The sequence below is a fragment of the Halothiobacillus sp. DCM-1 genome, from assembly GCF_045689735.1.
Classification (GTDB): Bacteria; Pseudomonadota; Gammaproteobacteria; order Halothiobacillales; family Halothiobacillaceae; genus Halothiobacillus.
The window spans coordinates 1,006,545-1,022,954 of sequence record NZ_CP142685.1 but is presented as its reverse complement, the minus strand read 5'-3'; the positions used below and the strand labels follow the sequence as shown (position 1 = coordinate 1,022,954).

Genomic DNA, 16,410 nt, shown 5'->3' with positions numbered 1-16,410 from the left:
CGCCCCCTTAGCGGATCATGTGCAAGCGCTGCCCCAGCATATCGGGGGTCACCAGGACAATGCCATTCGGGCTGACCTCAAACCGTGCCTCATCCTCCGCTCGGTCAAAACCAATGCGGATGCCTTCCGGAATGATGCACCCTTTATCGATGACCGCGCGGCGGATTTGCGCCCCTTGACCGATCACCACATTTGGCAACACCACGGCGTGCTCCACGCGGGCATGCGCGTTAACTACCACATTGGAAAACAACAAGGAATGCCGAACCGTTGCGCCACTGATGATGCACCCCCCGGAAACCATCGCATCCACCGCCATCCCGCGCCGATTGTCATCATCAAACACGAATTTGGCTGGCGGTAACTGTTCTTGATAGGTCCAGATAGGCCATTCCGTGTCATATAGATTCAAATCCGGCGTCACTCCAATCAATTCAAGATTCGCCGCCCAATAGGAGTCGATCGTACCAACATCGCGCCAGTAAGCCTGTGCGCCGGAGGCGACATCCCGAAAAGGATAAGCAAATACCTGGTAATTCTTGATCACACGGGGGATAATATTTTTTCCGAAATCATGCTCGGATTTCGGGTCATCCGCATCGTGAATCAACTGCTCAAACAGAAACCGGGTATTAAAAACATAAATCCCCATGGATGCCAGAGAAATCCCCGGCTGACCTGGCATTTCCGGTGGATTTTCTGGTTTTTCCCAAAAGTTTTGAATACGGCCACCTTTATCAATTTCCATGACGCCAAAAGCAGAGGCATCCGCCACGGGAACTTCGATGCACCCAATCGTTAAATCGGCATTCTTTTCCACATGGTAGGCCAGCATCGGACCATAATCCATTTTGTAAATATGATCACCCGCCAGAATAAGCGTGTATTCCGCATCATGGGTTCGCAAGATATCAATGTTTTGATACACCGCATCGGCGGTGCCGCTATACCAAGCCTTTTCATTAATGCGTTGCTGGGCTGGCAATAGCTCGACAAACTCATCCCGTGCCAGTTTATTGGCTCCCCAGCCCTGTTGAACATGCTTGATTAAGGAATGCGCCTTATATTGAGTCAGCACAGCGATTCGACGGATCCCCGAATTTACACAGTTGGATAAAGGAAAATCAATAATCCGGAACTTGCCTCCAAAGGGCACCGCCGGTTTGGCGCGCCAGTCCGTTAGCTGCTTCAGGCGCGAACCGCGCCCCCCGGCCAGCACCAGCGCCAGTGTATCGCGGGTGATGCGGCTGACTAATCGTTTCGGGCTTTCAATCAACATATCAATTTCCCTTTAATGAACATAGGCTTGAAAAATAATCCGACCAACCGGATTGGCGCGCCTTAGTGCATAATCCTACTGGCCGATTGTTACCGTCAAGCGCCAATCTAAAATTTCTTTCAACTAAAAATTTGATGGCACGAGATGCCCCCATGCTGCATGATGATGAGATGCTCCATCGAGGCGTTAAAACCGCACCGGTCTTAACTCGCTCTCTCTGGCGGACGCGTTTCATTCGGCTCGAATGCTAAGGAATCTGAACTCAATGCCCCCGATTAGTTTCTCCCCCCTCATCGACGCCCGTTCACACGATCCGTTCAGCCTGCTCGGCTGCCATCACGACGAGGCCGGTCAGGCGCGCTACAGTGTTTTCCAGCCCCATGCACGGCAGGTTGAGCTGCAACTGACAGATCATCGATGGCAAGTTCTGCCTGCGCTGGGGGGCGGGGTGTTCAGCGACTTGTTACCGCGCGACAACATTCCGCCTCACCCCTCGCTACGCATCACGCCGTCTGATCCGCAGGCCATGCCGTATACCGTGGTCGATCCCTACACCTTTGAGCCCTTCCTGGGCGAGCTCGATTTACATCTTTTTGGAGAAGGAACCCATTACCGCCTCTGGGAAATGCTCGGTGCCCATATCCACTCTATGGACGGGGCCGATGGTGTGCGCTTTGCCGTATGGGCGCCCAATGCGAGCCGCGTCAGTGTGATTGGAGATTTCAATAACTGGGATGGTCGCCGTCATCCGATGCGCGTTCGCGGGCACAGCGGGGTATGGGAGCTTTTCATCCCCGGCCTTGCTGCCGGAGACTTGTACAAATTTGAGTTAAAAAATCGCCACTCTGACACCGTGTCCGTCCGCACCGACCCCCTCGGCCAAGCCTTTGAACTTCGACCGAATACGGCCGCGAAAGTCGAACCTCGATCAAGTTACTGCTGGGGGGATCATACTTGGCTTACGGCGCGCCAACATCACGATTGGCGCCACGCCCCCATGAGCATCTACGAGGTACATCTGGGTTCGTGGCGACAAAATAACCGGGAATTTCTGAATTATCGTGAATTGGCCGAACAGCTCATCCCCTATGTTCAGAGACAAGGTTTTACGCATATCGAGCTATTACCCATTACCGAACATCCGTTTGATGGCTCCTGGGGTTACCAAACCACGGGCTATTACGCACCGACCGCTCGGTTTGGCAGCCCGGATGATTTTCGGTATTTCGTAGACAAGGCGCATCAGGCGGGCATCGGCGTCATTCTCGATTGGGTACCGGCTCATTTTCCACGCGATGAATTTGCACTGGCTCGGTTCGATGGCACTGCACTGTATGAGCACGAAGATCCTCGGCGGGGTGAGCACCGAGACTGGGGCACCCTCATTTTCAATTATGGGCGCAATGAGGTTAGAAACTTTCTGATCGGCTCGGCATTGTTCTGGCTGGAAGTCATGCATATTGACGGTCTGCGGGTCGATGCGGTTGCCTCAATGCTGTATCTCGATTATTCCCGTGAAGCGGGCGATTGGCTGCCCAATGCCTATGGGGGGCGTGAAAATATCGAAGCCATCGAATTTTTACGCCAACTCAACCACACCGCACACACACACATTCCTGGTGCCATGATCATGGCAGAAGAATCAACCGCTTGGCCCCTGGTTTCCCGTCCCCCAGAGGTTGGTGGGCTGGGATTTACCATGAAATGGAATATGGGCTGGATGAATGACACCCTGCGTTATTTCCAGGAAGACCCGATTCACCGACAATATCACCATAACAATCTTACTTTTGGCTTGTTATATTCTTTTAGTGAAAATTTCATCCTTCCGTTTTCGCATGATGAAGTGGTGCATGGCAAAGGCTCGTTATTAAACAAAATGCCGGGAGATGAATGGCAGCGATTCGCTAATCTGAGAATTTTATTAGCGTACCAGTTCACCTACCCTGGAAAAAAATTATTGTTTATGGGGAATGAATTCGGCCAAGGCAACGAATGGCGTTTTGATAACAGCCTAGACTGGTGGATGTTGGACTATCCGCTGCATCAAGGAATTCATGCCCTCATCCATGCGCTGAATCAACTGTATCGCTCGGAAAAATCATTGCATATTCATGATTTTGACGGACGAGGATTTAGCTGGAATGACTGTAACGACCGTCTGCATTCTGTCATTAGTTTCTTCCGCCATAGTGATCATGAAACCACGCTGGTCATTATCAATTTTACGCCCGTGGTTCGCCCCGACTACCGTATTGGGCTGCCCGCAGGCGCTGAAGCCCGCGTTTTGCTCGACACGGATGCCGCGCTATTTGGCGGCAGCAATATTGATCTGGCACTCCGACAGTTCCCCAACGACTCCTATAATGGCTATCCAGATCATCTGCGTATGACGCTGCCCCCTTTGTCGGCGATTGTGTTAAAAATCCGCTGACAAGCTCGAAGGAATCACCGCATGAAAATTCTGTTTGCCACGAGTGAAATGTTTCCGCTGATCAAAACAGGCGGTTTGGCTGATGTATCCGGCGCGCTTCCCCTCGCTTTGCAAGCCCTTGGCGCGGATATTCGGGTCATCCTGCCTCACTATGCCGCCACGCGAATGGAATGGTTTGAGCCAGACGGCAAGGTGTGGCAACCCGTGATTCTTGGGCAGCCGCTCACGATTCGCTCTGGCTTGCTCAAAGACAGCCGCTTACCCATTTATCTCGTCGATCATCCGGTATTTTCTGCTCGACAAGGGAACCCTTATATGGGACCGGACGGTAACCCGTGGCACGACAACCCGGATCGGTTTGCCTTATTTTGTCGCGCTGTCGTGGATTTTGCCATGCGGGATGATGCCGACCACTGGCGACCTGACATCATTCATAGCAATGACTGGCAAACGGGTCTTATTCCGGCCTTATTGAGTGAAACCCAATCCATCAAGAATGTATTCACCATTCATAACCTAGCCTATCAGGGTGTTTATGACCGAGCCACATTCGAACGGCTCGGGCTGCCTTGGTCGTTATGGCGACCTGACGCCTTGGAATACTGGGGCAATATGTCGTTCATGAAAGGCGGGATTATATTCTCAGACTATATCACCACGGTCAGCCCGACCTATGCCAAAGAAATCCAAACCCCGAAATTCGGTTACGGCCTCGACGGCCTCTTACAACATCATGCGAATAAACTCAAAGGTATTTTGAATGGAATCGGCGCCGATTGGGATCCACAAACCGACCACTATTTGCCCTTCCACTTCAATCAAAATGACCTGCTGAATAAATACGAAATCAAAGAACTTTTGCAACAGCAGATGGGCTTGCCGATCGAACCGCGAACGCCGCTCCTGGTACACATTGGCCGGTTAGTCGAACAGAAAGGCATTGATTTACTGATTCAAGCGATCGAACAACTCCCGAACGAGCCGGTACAATTCGTCGTGCTTGGCAGCGGGGAGCACCGTTTCGAGCAGGCACTTCGGCAACTCGCGGCTCAGCGCCCACAGCAGGTTTCCGTACGCATTGGTTACGATGAGGCGTTGGCGCATCAACTCGAAGCCGGTGCCGACGCATTCCTGATGCCGAGCCGCTTCGAACCCTGCGGCCTGAATCAACTGTATAGCCTGCGTTATGGCACCTGCCCGATTGTTCATCGAGTCGGCGGGCTTGCTGACACCGTCGTTCATGCCGATGAGGCGCATATCGCCGACGGCACGGCCACGGGCATTGTCATTGATCATCTCGACAGCGCAGCCATTGTCTGGGCGATTCGATACTTCCAGTCGCTCTACGCCAATGAGACCGTATTCCGCCGTATTCAAGCACAAGGCATGTCACAAGATTTTGACTGGATGGCGAGCGCCAGAGCGTATCACGCAATTTATCTAGATACCCTTCAGGATCACGGCGATGATCAACAGAATGAAAATTAATCCTGCTCAAATTAAATCCAACCTGGATGATCTTGCACGCGCGGCCCTATGCAGCGCTCTCAAACTCCTATTGGCCGAAACTGAGAAAAAACTCTTCATCCGGGCGGAGCACTCGAATGACCTGGCTCAAAAAAATCAAATACTCGACCAAATTCACCATCTAAAGCGCACGAGTGAGCAATTCGAGCGCGCATTTATTACACAAACCACCGAGCCCAATGAAACCCCGCCAAAAGATTGGTATAAATTATATAAGAACCGGACGCTAGCCATCCAGATTGAGGACATGATCAGTCATGCCCGCGCCAAATTTGGGATTGAGCTGGCGCAGTACGAATCCAGAATAAAATTTCTTAACAAAAATCACCCGGATATCATTCCCGATCATTTATACACCCTGCCTGGAATTGTTGCCGCCTATCTCACTCAAATTCATATATTTGACGCAGCAATTCAAGAGAATCTCGTTCTGGCACTTGGGCATCAATTCCTCAATAAACTAGAACCCATGTATATTTTAATGAATGATTTGCTCATTCAAAATGGCGCACTGCCTGAAATAAAAAGCGCAAGAAAAGAGGCGACCAGCGCACTAGATGATCTACTCGACGAAATGGCGCTCTCTGAAGCCAATCTCAGCGAAGTACTATTGCAGGCACAACTGGTTCCCAAGGGAGACTTACTGCAAAAGCTATTAGACATGATGGCTGGGGGAGAATTGATTCTTCCTAAAAAGGCCGTCTGGAATACACAACAATTCTATGAAAATTTAATCAAGCGTCTTACTCAAAAATCTCATCCGGCGGAACTCGCACCAAAAGACACAGAAGCTGTCATGCTGACCGGAACCATATTATCCGGAATTATGAATGATCGGCTCATCAACCCCGTTATAAAAAACCCGATTACCCAATTACAGCTGGCGGTTTTATATACGGCGCTGAGTGATGATGGCTTTTTCAGTCTGGCAAAGCACCCCGCGCGTGTCGTGCTCAACAAATTGGCTCTGATTGGATCAGACCCCGCTCAGAATGCCAGCACGCTGCAAAAAATCCCACCGTTGATTGATGAGTTTCTGTCCACTCAAGCCAAACATCCGCCCATTGACTTTTCCTCCTTGCTTCAAGCCGTTACCGCGATGGATCAAGGGGAATTTCATGGCACCCCCGTCTCGGAACAGAGCCCATCCACTGCGCCAAAAATCTTGATCGCCCGCAGCCAGCAAAGAGTCGCCGATATGGTTCGGCTTGAAATCAAAGGCCGCACGCTGCATCCGATTACCCAGCAATTCATCGAGCAAATGCTCGCTCCGTTCCTGGTGCATATGCTGATGTCTCATGGGCGCCAGTGCAGCGAGTGGGCTCAGGGTTTCAACTTGCTGCAAGAGTTGGCCACCCTCGATACCCAAACGGTCTCCGCCAAAAGACTCCTGGCAACGATTGGTCATATCCATGAACTGATTGATCATCCGTTTTTTCACGCCGATGAGGTTTCTCCGGATCTATTCGGCAATATCACCACACAACTGATTGCGCATATCAACGAGCTCAGAGATCAACAAATTGCGCAAACACCGCAAGCGCCCCAATTCGTTGCGCCCGAACCGCAAACCAGAGGGGAACCTCTCAGCCCAGCGCCATCCCAGTCCAGCCCTGCAGAACCCGACGCCACCATCACCCTCCTCGAACAAAAGCCCATTGAACCGGCGGCCAAGCCAATTGAGGCAAGCACTCAGTCAGAACCGGCAGTCGCTCCGATCAAGCAAGAAGAGCCTGCGCGTTTCACGCTCGGCATGATGCAGGATCAGCGAATCAAGCTGTTCATGCAGCGATTTGTTTTGAATGGTGAATGGCTGCAAATTTTCACGGCAGAAGGCGCTGCACTTCGTCGGCTCAAGGCGAATCAAATCAATACCGAGTTGGGCACCATCAATTTTTCCAACCGAAATGGCGAAATCGCGCTCGTACTTCCCTTGGTGCAGTTTTTTGACGATCTCGTGCAAGGCCGCAGTCATCCGGTGTTTGACAATGCCGCCTTCAGCAAAGCGCTGGCGCAGCTCGCAGAAACATTGGCCGCAGAACACGCGAGGTAACCCACCATGGATAACGCCAGAACGACTGAAATCAATGAGCGGCGTGATTTTTTGCGCGTACCCGTCTGTGGCAAGGTCATTCTTCGCACACAAGGGGAGCAAATAAGTATCCAGAACGCGCAAATCCTCGATGTCAGTGCCAATGGAATCAATCTGGGGCTCGAACAATGCCTCCCGGCCGGTACGCCCGTCCAACTTTCTGTCTACATTGTGGGCGATGAGAATTTATTCTCGCTCGACGGTGTCGTCACCTGGTGCGGTCAGATCAGCACAACCAGCGCGGCGAAGTCGCTGGCCAATTATCCGCTACAGGCTGGAATCGAGCTCTGTTTTGATCGCAATAACCGGGATTATGCTGACTGGCGGGCGTTATTCATTGCTTGATGGATTCGTGCAGAATCAAAGCGAAAATCGCGACAAGACGACCACAGTTAGCAACGAATCAACGCCGTTCGCCCCCAAATCGCATGGACAGAACGAACAGATGGCGGCACAATGGCGACCGATTTTTTTGACTGGCAGCGACCACGGAACCTCAGTGCATGGCGAAGCTTTTGCTGTTGAATGGCCCGAATCTCAACCGACTGGGCAGCCGCGAACCCGAGCGTTATGGCCATACCACCCTGGCAGACATCGTTGACCGCTTGACGCAGCACTGCCAGATTGCGGGAAGCACACTCGAGCATCTTCAAACCAACGCGGAATTTGAACTGATTGAGCGCATTCATCGTGCCGCCGACGAAGCCGTAGACGGAATCGTGATCAATCCCGCAGCCTGGACCCATACCAGCATCGCCGTGCGCGACGCCCTGCTGGCCAGCGCCATTCCTTTCGTGGAAATTCACATCAGCAACATTCATGCCCGGGAACCATTCCGCCAACACTCATATTTTTCCGATATCGCCATCGCATCAATTGTCGGTGCAGGCGCATTCGGTTATGAACTCGCGTTGTTCGCGCTCATGCAGCACCTCGGTCTTCGCCCTTTACCCTTGCTGCCCACCCGCGCCCCTTTTCAAGACTAACCCCCGGAGCCATGCTCAATGGATATTCGCAAAATCAAAAAACTCATCGAATTGCTCGAAGAATCCGGCGTCGCTGAAATCGAAATTCGCGAAGGGGAAGAATCTGTGCGGATTGCCCGCAATCTTCCCTATGCCGCACCGACCACGCTACATTATTCCCCTCAGGCCATGCCAGCGCCCGCTGCCCTAGTGCCGGCCGCAGCCCCGGCGGCAGCACCTCCCGCCCCGGCCAGCGTGCCAGAAGGCAAGGCCGTCAAATCCCCCATGGTGGGCACTTTTTATCGTGCCGCCTCCCCCACTGCGCGCCCCTTCGTTGAGGTGGGCAGTGTCGTCAAGGCCGGGGATACGCTCTGCGTCATCGAAGCCATGAAAATGTTCAACCAGATTGAATCGGATCTCAGTGGCACCATCACCGCGATTCTGATCGAAAATGGCCAGCCGGTAGAATTCGACCAACCGCTGTTCATCATCGAATAAGCGCGGAGAACCCCATGCTGAATAAAGTCCTGATTGCCAATCGTGGCGAAATTGCCTTACGCATTCTGCGCGCCTGTCGGGAACTGGGCATCCAGACCGTGGCGGTTCACTCTACCGCGGATCGGGATTTAAAGCATGTGCGATTGGCCGATGAATCCGTTTGCATCGGCGGCCCCAAGTCGCATGAAAGCTATCTGAACATTCCGGCGTTGATTGCGGCCGCCGAAGTCACCGATGCCATGGCCATTCACCCTGGCTATGGTTTTTTGTCCGAAAATGCCGATTTTGCGGAACGGGTGGAGCAATCGGGGTTCATTTTTATCGGCCCTACCGCCGACAACATTCGTCTGATGGGCGACAAAGTCACCGCCAAGGCCACCATGCGTCAGGCCAAGGTTCCTTGCGTACCGGGTTCCGAGGGCGCGCTGGGAGAAGACCCCGAAGAAAATCTTCGTCTAGGGCGAGAGATTGGCTATCCGGTCATTATCAAGGCGGCGGGCGGCGGCGGCGGGCGCGGCATGCGCGTCGTGCATACAGAAGCCGCGCTACTACACGCCATCGACATGACCCGCAGTGAAGCACAGGCGGCTTTCAACAATCCCGAAGTCTACATGGAGAAATTCCTGGAGCACCCTCGGCACATCGAAGTACAAGTCCTGTGCGACACCCACGGCAATGCCTTATATCTGGGAGAGCGAGACTGCTCAATGCAGCGGCGGCATCAAAAAATCATTGAAGAGGCACCCGCCCCGGGTGTCACGGCCGAACAGCGCGCAAAAATTGGCGCGGTCTGCGTCGAGGCTTGCCGGCAAATGGGCTACCGCGGCGCAGGTACCTTCGAGTTTCTGTATGAAAACGGCCAGTTCTATTTCATCGAAATGAACACCCGGCTGCAGGTGGAACACACCATTACCGAGATGATCACCGGCATCGACCTCGTCAAACAGCAACTACGGATTGCCGCAGGGCTGCCGCTCGAATTTACTCAAGAACAAATCCAACTCAATGGTCATGCCATTGAATGCCGCATCAATGCCGAAGATCCCGCAACCTTCATTCCGAGTCCGGGGAAAATCACCAACCTGCATATGCCCGGCGGTCTGGGTGTGCGCATCGATTCTCACATTTATAACGGATATAGCGTTCCGCCCCATTACGACTCTATGATCGGCAAGCTCATCACGCACGCCGAATCGCGCGATCTCGCCATCCGACGGATGGCCGGCGCCTTGGATGAAATGATGATCGATGGCATCAAAACCAATATTCCGCTTCACCGGGAACTGATGCGTGACACTGCCTTCATCGCGGGCGGTACGGACATTCACTACCTGCACCACAAACTCGGGCTAACCGGATGACAACTCAGCCCGCCTGGCAAAAACTGAGCCTCGCCGTGCCCCAAGCAGATGTCGAATCCTGTGAGGACGCACTGCTGGCAGCGGGCGCGCTGTCTGTCAGCCTCGAGGAAATCGACGATGAGCCAATTTTCGAACCCGCGCCAGGACAAACCCCTTTATGGCAGCGGGTTCGGGTCAGCGGGCTATTCCCCGGAGATTTGAGCCCGGCGGATCTCATGACCGTCCTGCATCGTACGCTGCGCCCCGCCTTGCTTGGAGAGTTCGATCACGAATATCTGGCAGATATCGACTGGGTACACCAAACCCAGGCGGATTTCCCGCCGGCGCGTTATGGCAAGAACTTATGGGTGCTTCCCCCCTGGGTTGATCCGAGTGGCTACGAAGGACGACATCTGATGCTCGATCCGGGGCTCGCCTTCGGAACCGGGCAGCACGACACCACGGCACTCTGCCTGGAATGGCTGGACAGTCTGGATCTGCAAGGCAAAACGGTGCTCGATGTCGGCTGTGGTTCGGGCATTTTGGCGATTGCCGCCCTCAAGCTGGGCGCGGCCATGGCGTCCGGCACCGATATCGATCCCCAGGCGCTCAAGGCCAGCCGGGACAACGCCGCCCTGAATGCCATTCCCGTGGAACAATTCTGGCTCGGTCTGCCCGAAGACCTCCCTTCAGCACAGCGTTTTGATGTGTTAATCGCCAATATTCTTGCGCAGCCCTTGATTACCCTCGCCCCAGCGCTGGCGCCCCATCTGGCGCCCGGCGGACAATTCGCCTTATCCGGCATCTTGCGTGATCAGGCAGATGCCGTTGCCGCCCAGTGGCATGCCCAAGGTCTGCAAGTGGATCAGATCATTACACAAGGCGATTGGGCACGAATCGACGGCCACCGGGCGGACTGAGCAGCACCGGATCAACTCACCTGAAACTGCCCGACCAATTGATTCAACTTGCTTGCGGTGTGACGCACCCGATCTGCGCTGACCTGCATCCCGCTGATTGAGTCATTCATGGTGCCGGTAATGAGGCTGACATCCCGAATGGTCGCGTTATATTGATGGCTGCCCGCTTCAATCCGCTGAATGCTATCGAACATTTGCTGGACAATATCGTGCAGCCCGGTATTTTCCGATGTCGCGGCTTCGGCTAGCTTCAGACTTTGATCGACCCCCCCCACGCCATGCTCCATGAAGCGCACTGCGTTTTGCGTTTCATCCTGCAAACTCTCGATCATCTGCCGAATATGATCCGTTGCCTGCACAGTGCGAGAAGCCAGGTTTCTCACCTCTGAAGCAACCACGGCAAATCCTCGGCCATGATCTCCGGCTCGCGCGGCCTCAATCGCCGCATTCAAAGCCAGCAGATTGGTTTGATCCGCAATTTCTGAAATCACCTGAACAATCTGGCCGATTTCATCCATCCGAGCATCCAGTGCCTGTACGGTTTGCGCGGATCTCTCCACCACATTTCGAATCGCCTGAGTTCCCGTGCTTACCGCTTGATATTGCAAGCGGGCATCGGCAACGACTTGCTCCATCGCGCGCTTCATTTGCTCAGCCGTCTGCGAAGATTGATGAATTTCCGTCAACTGTTGCTCGATCAATTGCAACATTTGACCCGCCGCCTCAGACACCGCGCGCGAAGTGGAAAGCACCGTATTGTTTCGCTCGAACATATGCCGGTTGGTCTGTTCGACCTCGCCAGCTGCCGCAATCACCTGACCGACAATGCCATCCAGGTTATCGATAAAACTATTGATCCACCGCCCCATGTCACCAGTTTCATCATCGACGATCTGCTGGGAATCCAGTCGCTGTCGCAAATTCCCACCCCCTTCGGCTATCGTGCGGATAACGGCCGTCATTTGGTTCATACGGCAGGAAATCCGTGCCGGACCCAGGCGGTAAAATGTGACTACGCCGATCACACCCACCAATAACCAGATCAGCCACTGAAAAACCTCACCGGCGCCGGGTAAAAACATCGCAAGCATCTGGCTTAAGCCCACGCCGGCCAGAATGCCACCGCCCGTCACCAGCATAAACAATTGCATCAGGCGATAACTGATGGGTCGGCGGCGATACACCTCAGCCAAATCCGCCTCGCACATCATGCCCCAGGTATCCTGCGAGCCGGGCATTTGGAAAGTCACGCCCTTTCCAATGACCGGGATGTGCCGATAATCGGAATAGCCGGGGTAAGTGACAAACAGGTTTTGTCCGTGACGAATCGTTTCACGCACGCCCGGATGCAGCTGACCGGTCGCCGGATCGACAAAGCGCAACTCCAATTCCGTATGAGCCCGCACCTGCACAGTACCCCAACGGGTGTGAACTCCGCTTTTCAGGTTTTCGCCCAAACTGAAGGTGTCGTCTTCAAATCGAGAACGAGAAAGCGCCGTCCCTTGGGTGATCGAACTATCGAATCGCGAAGCGACCATAAACAGATAGTTGTCCCCCGAATCAGGATAAATGTGGCCAGCCTCCCGCTGAATCAAATCGCCCAAGACATCATTGGGCACTCGGGCGCAAACACAACCCACCGACACACCGCCCACACGAATGGGCTGATAAAACATCAGGGTCACCGCATCATGAAATCGGGAGGTTGATGGGCCAATGGCAACCGTCGCCTCATCCAAATAAGGTCCGTGCAAAAATGGCATCTTCAACCCGTTCGCCAATGCGCGCGAAGACAAGTCGGACTTACCAATCCGCAGAGCAGAGGTCGATTGCAACACGGTGCCCAGCGCATCCACCACGAACAGCTCAGAAACATCTGGCACCGTCGCGGCGCGCTCACGCAAGTAAGGCGTATCAATCGCCCCCCAGAGCGCAGCGCACTCATCTGCCATGTTCGAGAAATGCGCCCAGTGGGACTTTGCCCATTGCTGCAACAGATGAACCCGCGTTGCTGCAATCCCTTCAAAGGTTTGCTCAACGACCGGATAGAACGCGCGATTCACATAACAGGACCAGCCCAAACGTAACGAGCCATTCCCACCAAACCAAGGCAACCAATGCCGCTCCGAACGACTCAATGTCATCTCTGCGCTTTTTAACATAGCCATATTAATCACCTCAGCGTCCACGACATATTCATTTGAAGCAACTAGCAAGAAGTAATCCAACCTCAAAAAAGACACAACCTAATGAATTGCTTGAGCCCCAGCACGGGCGAATCCAAGAAAGCCCCTACGCACGCACCAAAATACCTACAAATGCACCAAATAAATGCATCTGACTGGGTCTGTTGATAGACCATCGGCCGTTCAATCTCTGTCGGCGTAGTGACGCACGAAACATCATCGCTTATAAATAATCTGTTACAATTAAATCAACAAGTTACACAGCAGTTTTTTAGCCAAACCTAAACCACATGTCCTCAAAAGAAGCCACACTCCTCCGCCGGGTAACCACTGCATCCGTTGCCGTGGCCATCTTGTTGATCTTAATGAAACTTGGCGCCACGCTCAGCACGAACGCGATCAGCATGATGGCGTCGCTGATCGACTCCACCATGGATTTATTCGCTTCTTTGGTGACCCTGTTTGCCGTGCGTATTGCGTTACAACCCCCCGATGAAGATCATCGATTCGGTCACGGTAAAGCCGAGCCCCTGGCTGCGCTCGCACAGGCCACCTTTATTGCCGGGTCTGGCGTTTTCTTGTTTATTCAGGCTGCCCAGCGTTTGATGAATCCGCAACCCATGGAAACGGCGGATTTCGGCATTCTGGTCATGCTGGTTTCGATGATCGCCACGGCGGGGCTCTTGATATTCCAACGATATGTCATCGCCCGCACAAACTCACCCGCCATCAAGGCCGATGCCGCTCACTACGGATCCGACTTCATCGTCAATGCCGCCACGATTGCTGCCTTATGGTTCACACAACAAGGGGCGCATTGGGTCGATCCCCTATTCGGTGCAGCCGTCGGTGGGTTTATTTTATTCGGTGCCTGGCGTGTCGGAAGAACAGCGCTTGATCAGCTGATGGATCGAGAATTACTTGATGGCACTGAAGAAAAAATTCGGCAAATCGCGCACGCACAACCCGAGGTGCAAGCCGTCGGTCATATCCGCACACGGATGTCCGGGCGGACACCCACCATCCAGCTCTACCTCTATCTCTCTGATGCCACGCCGCTGCACGAAGCCCATCGTATCGGTGATGAAGTCATCGAGAAAATTCAAGAAAGTTTTCCCACGGCCGATATACTTCTGCATGAAGAACCAATCAGCGCACTCCCCCGTGGCTGTGCGCAATTGATCTAATCAGGAGGCATTTTTATGAGTATGGATTCAACCATCAGCAGCATTACCCAGCTTTCTGCCGCGACCACGCAATCTCAAGTGCAGCAGGCAGCACAAATCGCCATGCTGAAAAAATCCATGGAAGCGCAGGCGCAAAGCGTATTACCGCTGATTAACAGCGTCGCTCAGACCACCCCCTTAGGCGGCAGTAATAATCCTAGCGACACCCTGGGCAGCGTAGTCAATCTATCCGCTTAACGCGTGGCTTGAATTCCACGCCACCGAGAAATGGCTCTCCCCCAAGGGAAATTCTGAATAAATCCGGCCTTGGATTTATTCGGCAAGCCCTGTCGCGGTTGGGCGTACGCATGGCTCTTCTTCACGCCCGCGACGGACTCAGCGAATCAATGACTGATGGGCACCTCGAAAAACCGTCACGAGCGGACAGAGTGCAAGGAGTCCCGCAGCGAATCCCCTAGACATATCAACTAGACATATTAAGTAGATAGGCGCGGGGCGAGGGAGGAAACGACGCCGCGATCCGTTCGCGCAGTAGGTTTTTCGATGTGCCCTGATGTCGTTGCCGTGTTGAGGTATCTAGGCTAACAACCTGAACCCATTCCGAGCTCATTCGTCCTCGGCGCGCGCTGCTCGTTCACGGCGTGCGGCCTTGGGATCGGCAATCAATGCCCGATAAATTTCTATCCGATCTTGTGCCTGCAGCGACTGTGTTAGTGGCACGAGGCGCGAAAAAATTCCGATTTTGTTTTTGCTGAGATCAATTTCTGGAAATTGAGCCAGTATTCCACTGCGTTCAATCGCTTGTTGTGCCGTGGCATCTGCGGGGACGGAAACGGTCAGAATTACCTGTCGGTCTGGGCGGGCATAGGCCACTTCAACCGGAATCATCGCCGCTGAATCAGGAGGATTCATGCGTTCTCTCCATGGACTGGCGCCGTGCCATACACTGCTTGTGCGCGCTGTTCAAAGGCTTGAATAAGGTTGCGGACGATCTCACGGAATATCGGGCCAATTGCCAGTTCCACCAGCCGAGTCGAAAATTCAAACTGCATGTTGAGCCGGATGATGGAGCCGCCGTCGGGCAGATCATGAAACGACCAGGCACCCTGCAGCGATTTGAATGGGCCATCGAGTAAGCTGACCTCAATTTTTTTGCCTGGCTCGTTCCGATTACGCGTGGCAAAGGATTTGTGGAAAGCGCCGAGTTTCATCCCGATGCGGGCGTCCATTTCCTCCGGGATTTCGCGCAGCACCCGTGCCGAATCACACCAGGGCAGAAATTTTGGATAGGCGGCCACATCGTTTACTAGGGCGTACATTTGCCCGGCCGTGTAGGGAACGCGGAGGTGACGACTGATCTCTTGCGACATGCTGACCCCATAAGCCCCGAACCCGATGACCGTGCCGGGGGAGGAAATTCTCGGCTAAGTGTAACAATGAACGAAATCAAACGGGCCGCTGCCCGCCGTTACAAGTCATTTACCAAATACTGCTATTTTTTGGGTGCTGATTTTCTTAGGCTGCAATCAAAGCAAAACCAGCAGGGGGAAATGATGAACACACGCCGCATCGCAAACACGCCATCCACTGGGCGCCGAGTGCTGATCGGTGCCTTGATCCTGAGCGGCCTCAGCTTGAGTGCCTGCGCGGTGTATCCGGCTTCAAGCTATACCTACGAAAGCGGCACAGTGGTCAGCGGCGCCGTCGTCGCGCCGATGGCTCCGCCCCCACCTCGGGTCGAAGTGGTAGGGGTCGCCCCCTTCTTCGGCGCGGTTTGGCTACCGGGGCGCTGGGTCTGGCACGACCGCTGGGTGTGGCGTGAAGGCTACTGGGGACGCCCACCGCACCCGCGCGCGGATTGGGCGCCCGGACATTGGGATGAGCGCCACGGACATTGGTATTGGCACGATGGACGCTGGCGTTAAGCCCGCGCAGCACTAAGCCCCGAGATCATGCTAATTGACTGAGCATTTCCCTAAAAA

The 16,410-nt window shown here is 53.8% G+C and carries 15 protein-coding genes; 11 read left to right on the top strand and 4 right to left on the bottom strand.

Going from position 1 to position 16,410, the window contains the following annotated elements:
- Positions 1 to 7: 7 nt before the first annotated feature.
- A complete protein-coding gene (gene glgC / locus VOI35_RS04825; protein WP_407276795.1) occupies positions 8 to 1,276 on the bottom strand; it encodes a glucose-1-phosphate adenylyltransferase in 1,269 nt (422 codons plus the stop codon).
- A 247-nt stretch (positions 1,277 to 1,523) separates the two neighbouring features.
- Here glgC and glgB point away from each other — a divergent pair, with 247 nt between their 5' ends.
- The 8 genes from glgB (at position 1,524) to prmA (ending at position 11,055) form a co-directional block, all read left to right on the top strand.
- Positions 1,524 to 3,713 carry a 1,4-alpha-glucan branching protein GlgB gene (gene glgB, locus VOI35_RS04820; protein WP_407276753.1) on the top strand — a complete coding sequence of 730 codons (2,190 nt, stop codon included), beginning with the start codon at positions 1,524 to 1,526 and terminating at the stop codon, positions 3,711 to 3,713.
- A 21-nt stretch (positions 3,714 to 3,734) separates the two neighbouring features.
- Positions 3,735 to 5,201, top strand: a complete 1,467-nt coding sequence (glgA, locus tag VOI35_RS04815; RefSeq protein ID WP_407276752.1) for a glycogen synthase GlgA — start codon at positions 3,735 to 3,737, stop codon at positions 5,199 to 5,201.
- Positions 5,179 to 7,293 (top strand): DUF1631 family protein, encoded by a 2,115-nt coding sequence (locus VOI35_RS04810; protein WP_407276751.1) that lies wholly within the window; start codon positions 5,179 to 5,181, stop codon positions 7,291 to 7,293. The genes glgA and VOI35_RS04810 overlap by 23 nt, the downstream gene beginning before the upstream one ends.
- Positions 7,294 to 7,299: 6 nt before the next feature.
- Positions 7,300 to 7,677 carry a PilZ domain-containing protein gene (locus tag VOI35_RS04805; RefSeq protein ID WP_407276750.1) on the top strand — a complete coding sequence of 126 codons (378 nt, stop codon included), beginning with the start codon at positions 7,300 to 7,302 and terminating at the stop codon, positions 7,675 to 7,677.
- A gap of 158 nt (positions 7,678 to 7,835) precedes the next feature.
- Complete coding sequence (gene aroQ, locus VOI35_RS04800; protein WP_407276749.1) at positions 7,836 to 8,318, top strand: type II 3-dehydroquinate dehydratase; 483 nt, start codon at positions 7,836 to 7,838, stop codon at positions 8,316 to 8,318.
- 18 nt (positions 8,319 to 8,336) lie between these two features.
- Entirely contained in the window at positions 8,337 to 8,795 is a 459-nt protein-coding gene (gene accB / locus VOI35_RS04795; RefSeq protein ID WP_407276748.1) for an acetyl-CoA carboxylase biotin carboxyl carrier protein, read from the top strand.
- Between the two features lie 14 nt (positions 8,796 to 8,809).
- Positions 8,810 to 10,156, top strand: a complete 1,347-nt coding sequence (gene accC, locus VOI35_RS04790) for an acetyl-CoA carboxylase biotin carboxylase subunit (protein ID WP_407276747.1) — start codon at positions 8,810 to 8,812, stop codon at positions 10,154 to 10,156.
- Positions 10,153 to 11,055, top strand: coding sequence for a 50S ribosomal protein L11 methyltransferase (gene prmA / locus VOI35_RS04785; protein WP_407276746.1), 903 nt, complete (start codon positions 10,153 to 10,155; stop codon positions 11,053 to 11,055). The genes accC and prmA overlap by 4 nt, the downstream gene beginning before the upstream one ends.
- 11 nt (positions 11,056 to 11,066) lie before the next feature.
- Here the strand turns inward: prmA and VOI35_RS04780 are convergent, their stop codons facing one another.
- Positions 11,067 to 13,223, bottom strand: coding sequence for a methyl-accepting chemotaxis protein (locus tag VOI35_RS04780; RefSeq protein ID WP_407276745.1), 2,157 nt, complete (start codon positions 13,221 to 13,223; stop codon positions 11,067 to 11,069).
- A gap of 308 nt (positions 13,224 to 13,531) precedes the next feature.
- On the opposite strand from VOI35_RS04780, the gene VOI35_RS04775 reads away from it, so the two are divergent.
- Together VOI35_RS04775 and VOI35_RS04770 are read left to right on the top strand one after the other, a co-directional pair.
- Positions 13,532 to 14,428: a cation diffusion facilitator family transporter gene (locus VOI35_RS04775; RefSeq protein WP_407276744.1), complete on the top strand. Its 897-nt coding sequence runs from the start codon at positions 13,532 to 13,534 to the stop codon at positions 14,426 to 14,428.
- Between the two features lie 15 nt (positions 14,429 to 14,443).
- The gene (locus VOI35_RS04770) at positions 14,444 to 14,665 is read left to right on the top strand and encodes a putative motility protein (protein ID WP_407276743.1); all 222 of its coding nucleotides are present in this window, start codon (positions 14,444 to 14,446) and stop codon (positions 14,663 to 14,665) included.
- Positions 14,666 to 15,034: 369 nt separating this feature from the next.
- On the opposite strand, the gene VOI35_RS04765 is transcribed toward VOI35_RS04770, so the two are convergent.
- Positions 15,035 to 15,340, bottom strand: a complete 306-nt coding sequence (locus VOI35_RS04765; RefSeq protein WP_407276742.1) for an RnfH family protein — start codon at positions 15,338 to 15,340, stop codon at positions 15,035 to 15,037.
- Positions 15,337 to 15,798 (bottom strand): type II toxin-antitoxin system RatA family toxin, encoded by a 462-nt coding sequence (locus VOI35_RS04760; protein WP_407276741.1) that lies wholly within the window; start codon positions 15,796 to 15,798, stop codon positions 15,337 to 15,339. The genes VOI35_RS04765 and VOI35_RS04760 overlap by 4 nt, the downstream gene beginning before the upstream one ends.
- Before the next feature lie 180 nt (positions 15,799 to 15,978).
- Between VOI35_RS04760 and VOI35_RS04755 the strand changes: the two genes are divergently transcribed.
- On the top strand, positions 15,979 to 16,353 hold the full coding sequence (locus VOI35_RS04755; protein ID WP_407276740.1) for a hypothetical protein: 375 nt from the start codon (positions 15,979 to 15,981) through the stop codon (positions 16,351 to 16,353).
- The last annotated feature ends 57 nt before the right edge of the window (positions 16,354 to 16,410 follow it).

Excerpts from the sequence above, each read along its gene's own strand:
- VOI35_RS04770 (WP_407276743.1), top strand. The coding sequence starts at position 14,444 with ATGAGTATGGATTCAACCATCAGCAGCATTACCCAGCTTTCTGCCGCG.
- aroQ (WP_407276749.1), top strand. The coding sequence starts at position 7,836 with ATGGCGAAGCTTTTGCTGTTGAATGGCCCGAATCTCAACCGACTGGGC.
- accC (WP_407276747.1), top strand. The coding sequence starts at position 8,810 with ATGCTGAATAAAGTCCTGATTGCCAATCGTGGCGAAATTGCCTTACGC.
- VOI35_RS04810 (WP_407276751.1), top strand. The coding sequence starts at position 5,179 with ATGATCAACAGAATGAAAATTAATCCTGCTCAAATTAAATCCAACCTG.
- VOI35_RS04805 (WP_407276750.1), top strand. The coding sequence starts at position 7,300 with ATGGATAACGCCAGAACGACTGAAATCAATGAGCGGCGTGATTTTTTG.
- VOI35_RS04780 (WP_407276745.1), bottom strand. The coding sequence starts at position 13,223 with ATGGCTATGTTAAAAAGCGCAGAGATGACATTGAGTCGTTCGGAGCGG.
- glgA (WP_407276752.1), top strand. The coding sequence starts at position 3,735 with ATGAAAATTCTGTTTGCCACGAGTGAAATGTTTCCGCTGATCAAAACA.
- VOI35_RS04760 (WP_407276741.1), bottom strand. The coding sequence starts at position 15,798 with ATGTCGCAAGAGATCAGTCGTCACCTCCGCGTTCCCTACACGGCCGGG.
- glgB (WP_407276753.1), top strand. The coding sequence starts at position 1,524 with ATGCTAAGGAATCTGAACTCAATGCCCCCGATTAGTTTCTCCCCCCTC.
- VOI35_RS04755 (WP_407276740.1), top strand. The coding sequence starts at position 15,979 with ATGATGAACACACGCCGCATCGCAAACACGCCATCCACTGGGCGCCGA.
- VOI35_RS04775 (WP_407276744.1), top strand. The coding sequence starts at position 13,532 with ATGTCCTCAAAAGAAGCCACACTCCTCCGCCGGGTAACCACTGCATCC.
- accB (WP_407276748.1), top strand. The coding sequence starts at position 8,337 with ATGGATATTCGCAAAATCAAAAAACTCATCGAATTGCTCGAAGAATCC.
- prmA (WP_407276746.1), top strand. The coding sequence starts at position 10,153 with ATGACAACTCAGCCCGCCTGGCAAAAACTGAGCCTCGCCGTGCCCCAA.
- VOI35_RS04765 (WP_407276742.1), bottom strand. The coding sequence starts at position 15,340 with ATGAATCCTCCTGATTCAGCGGCGATGATTCCGGTTGAAGTGGCCTAT.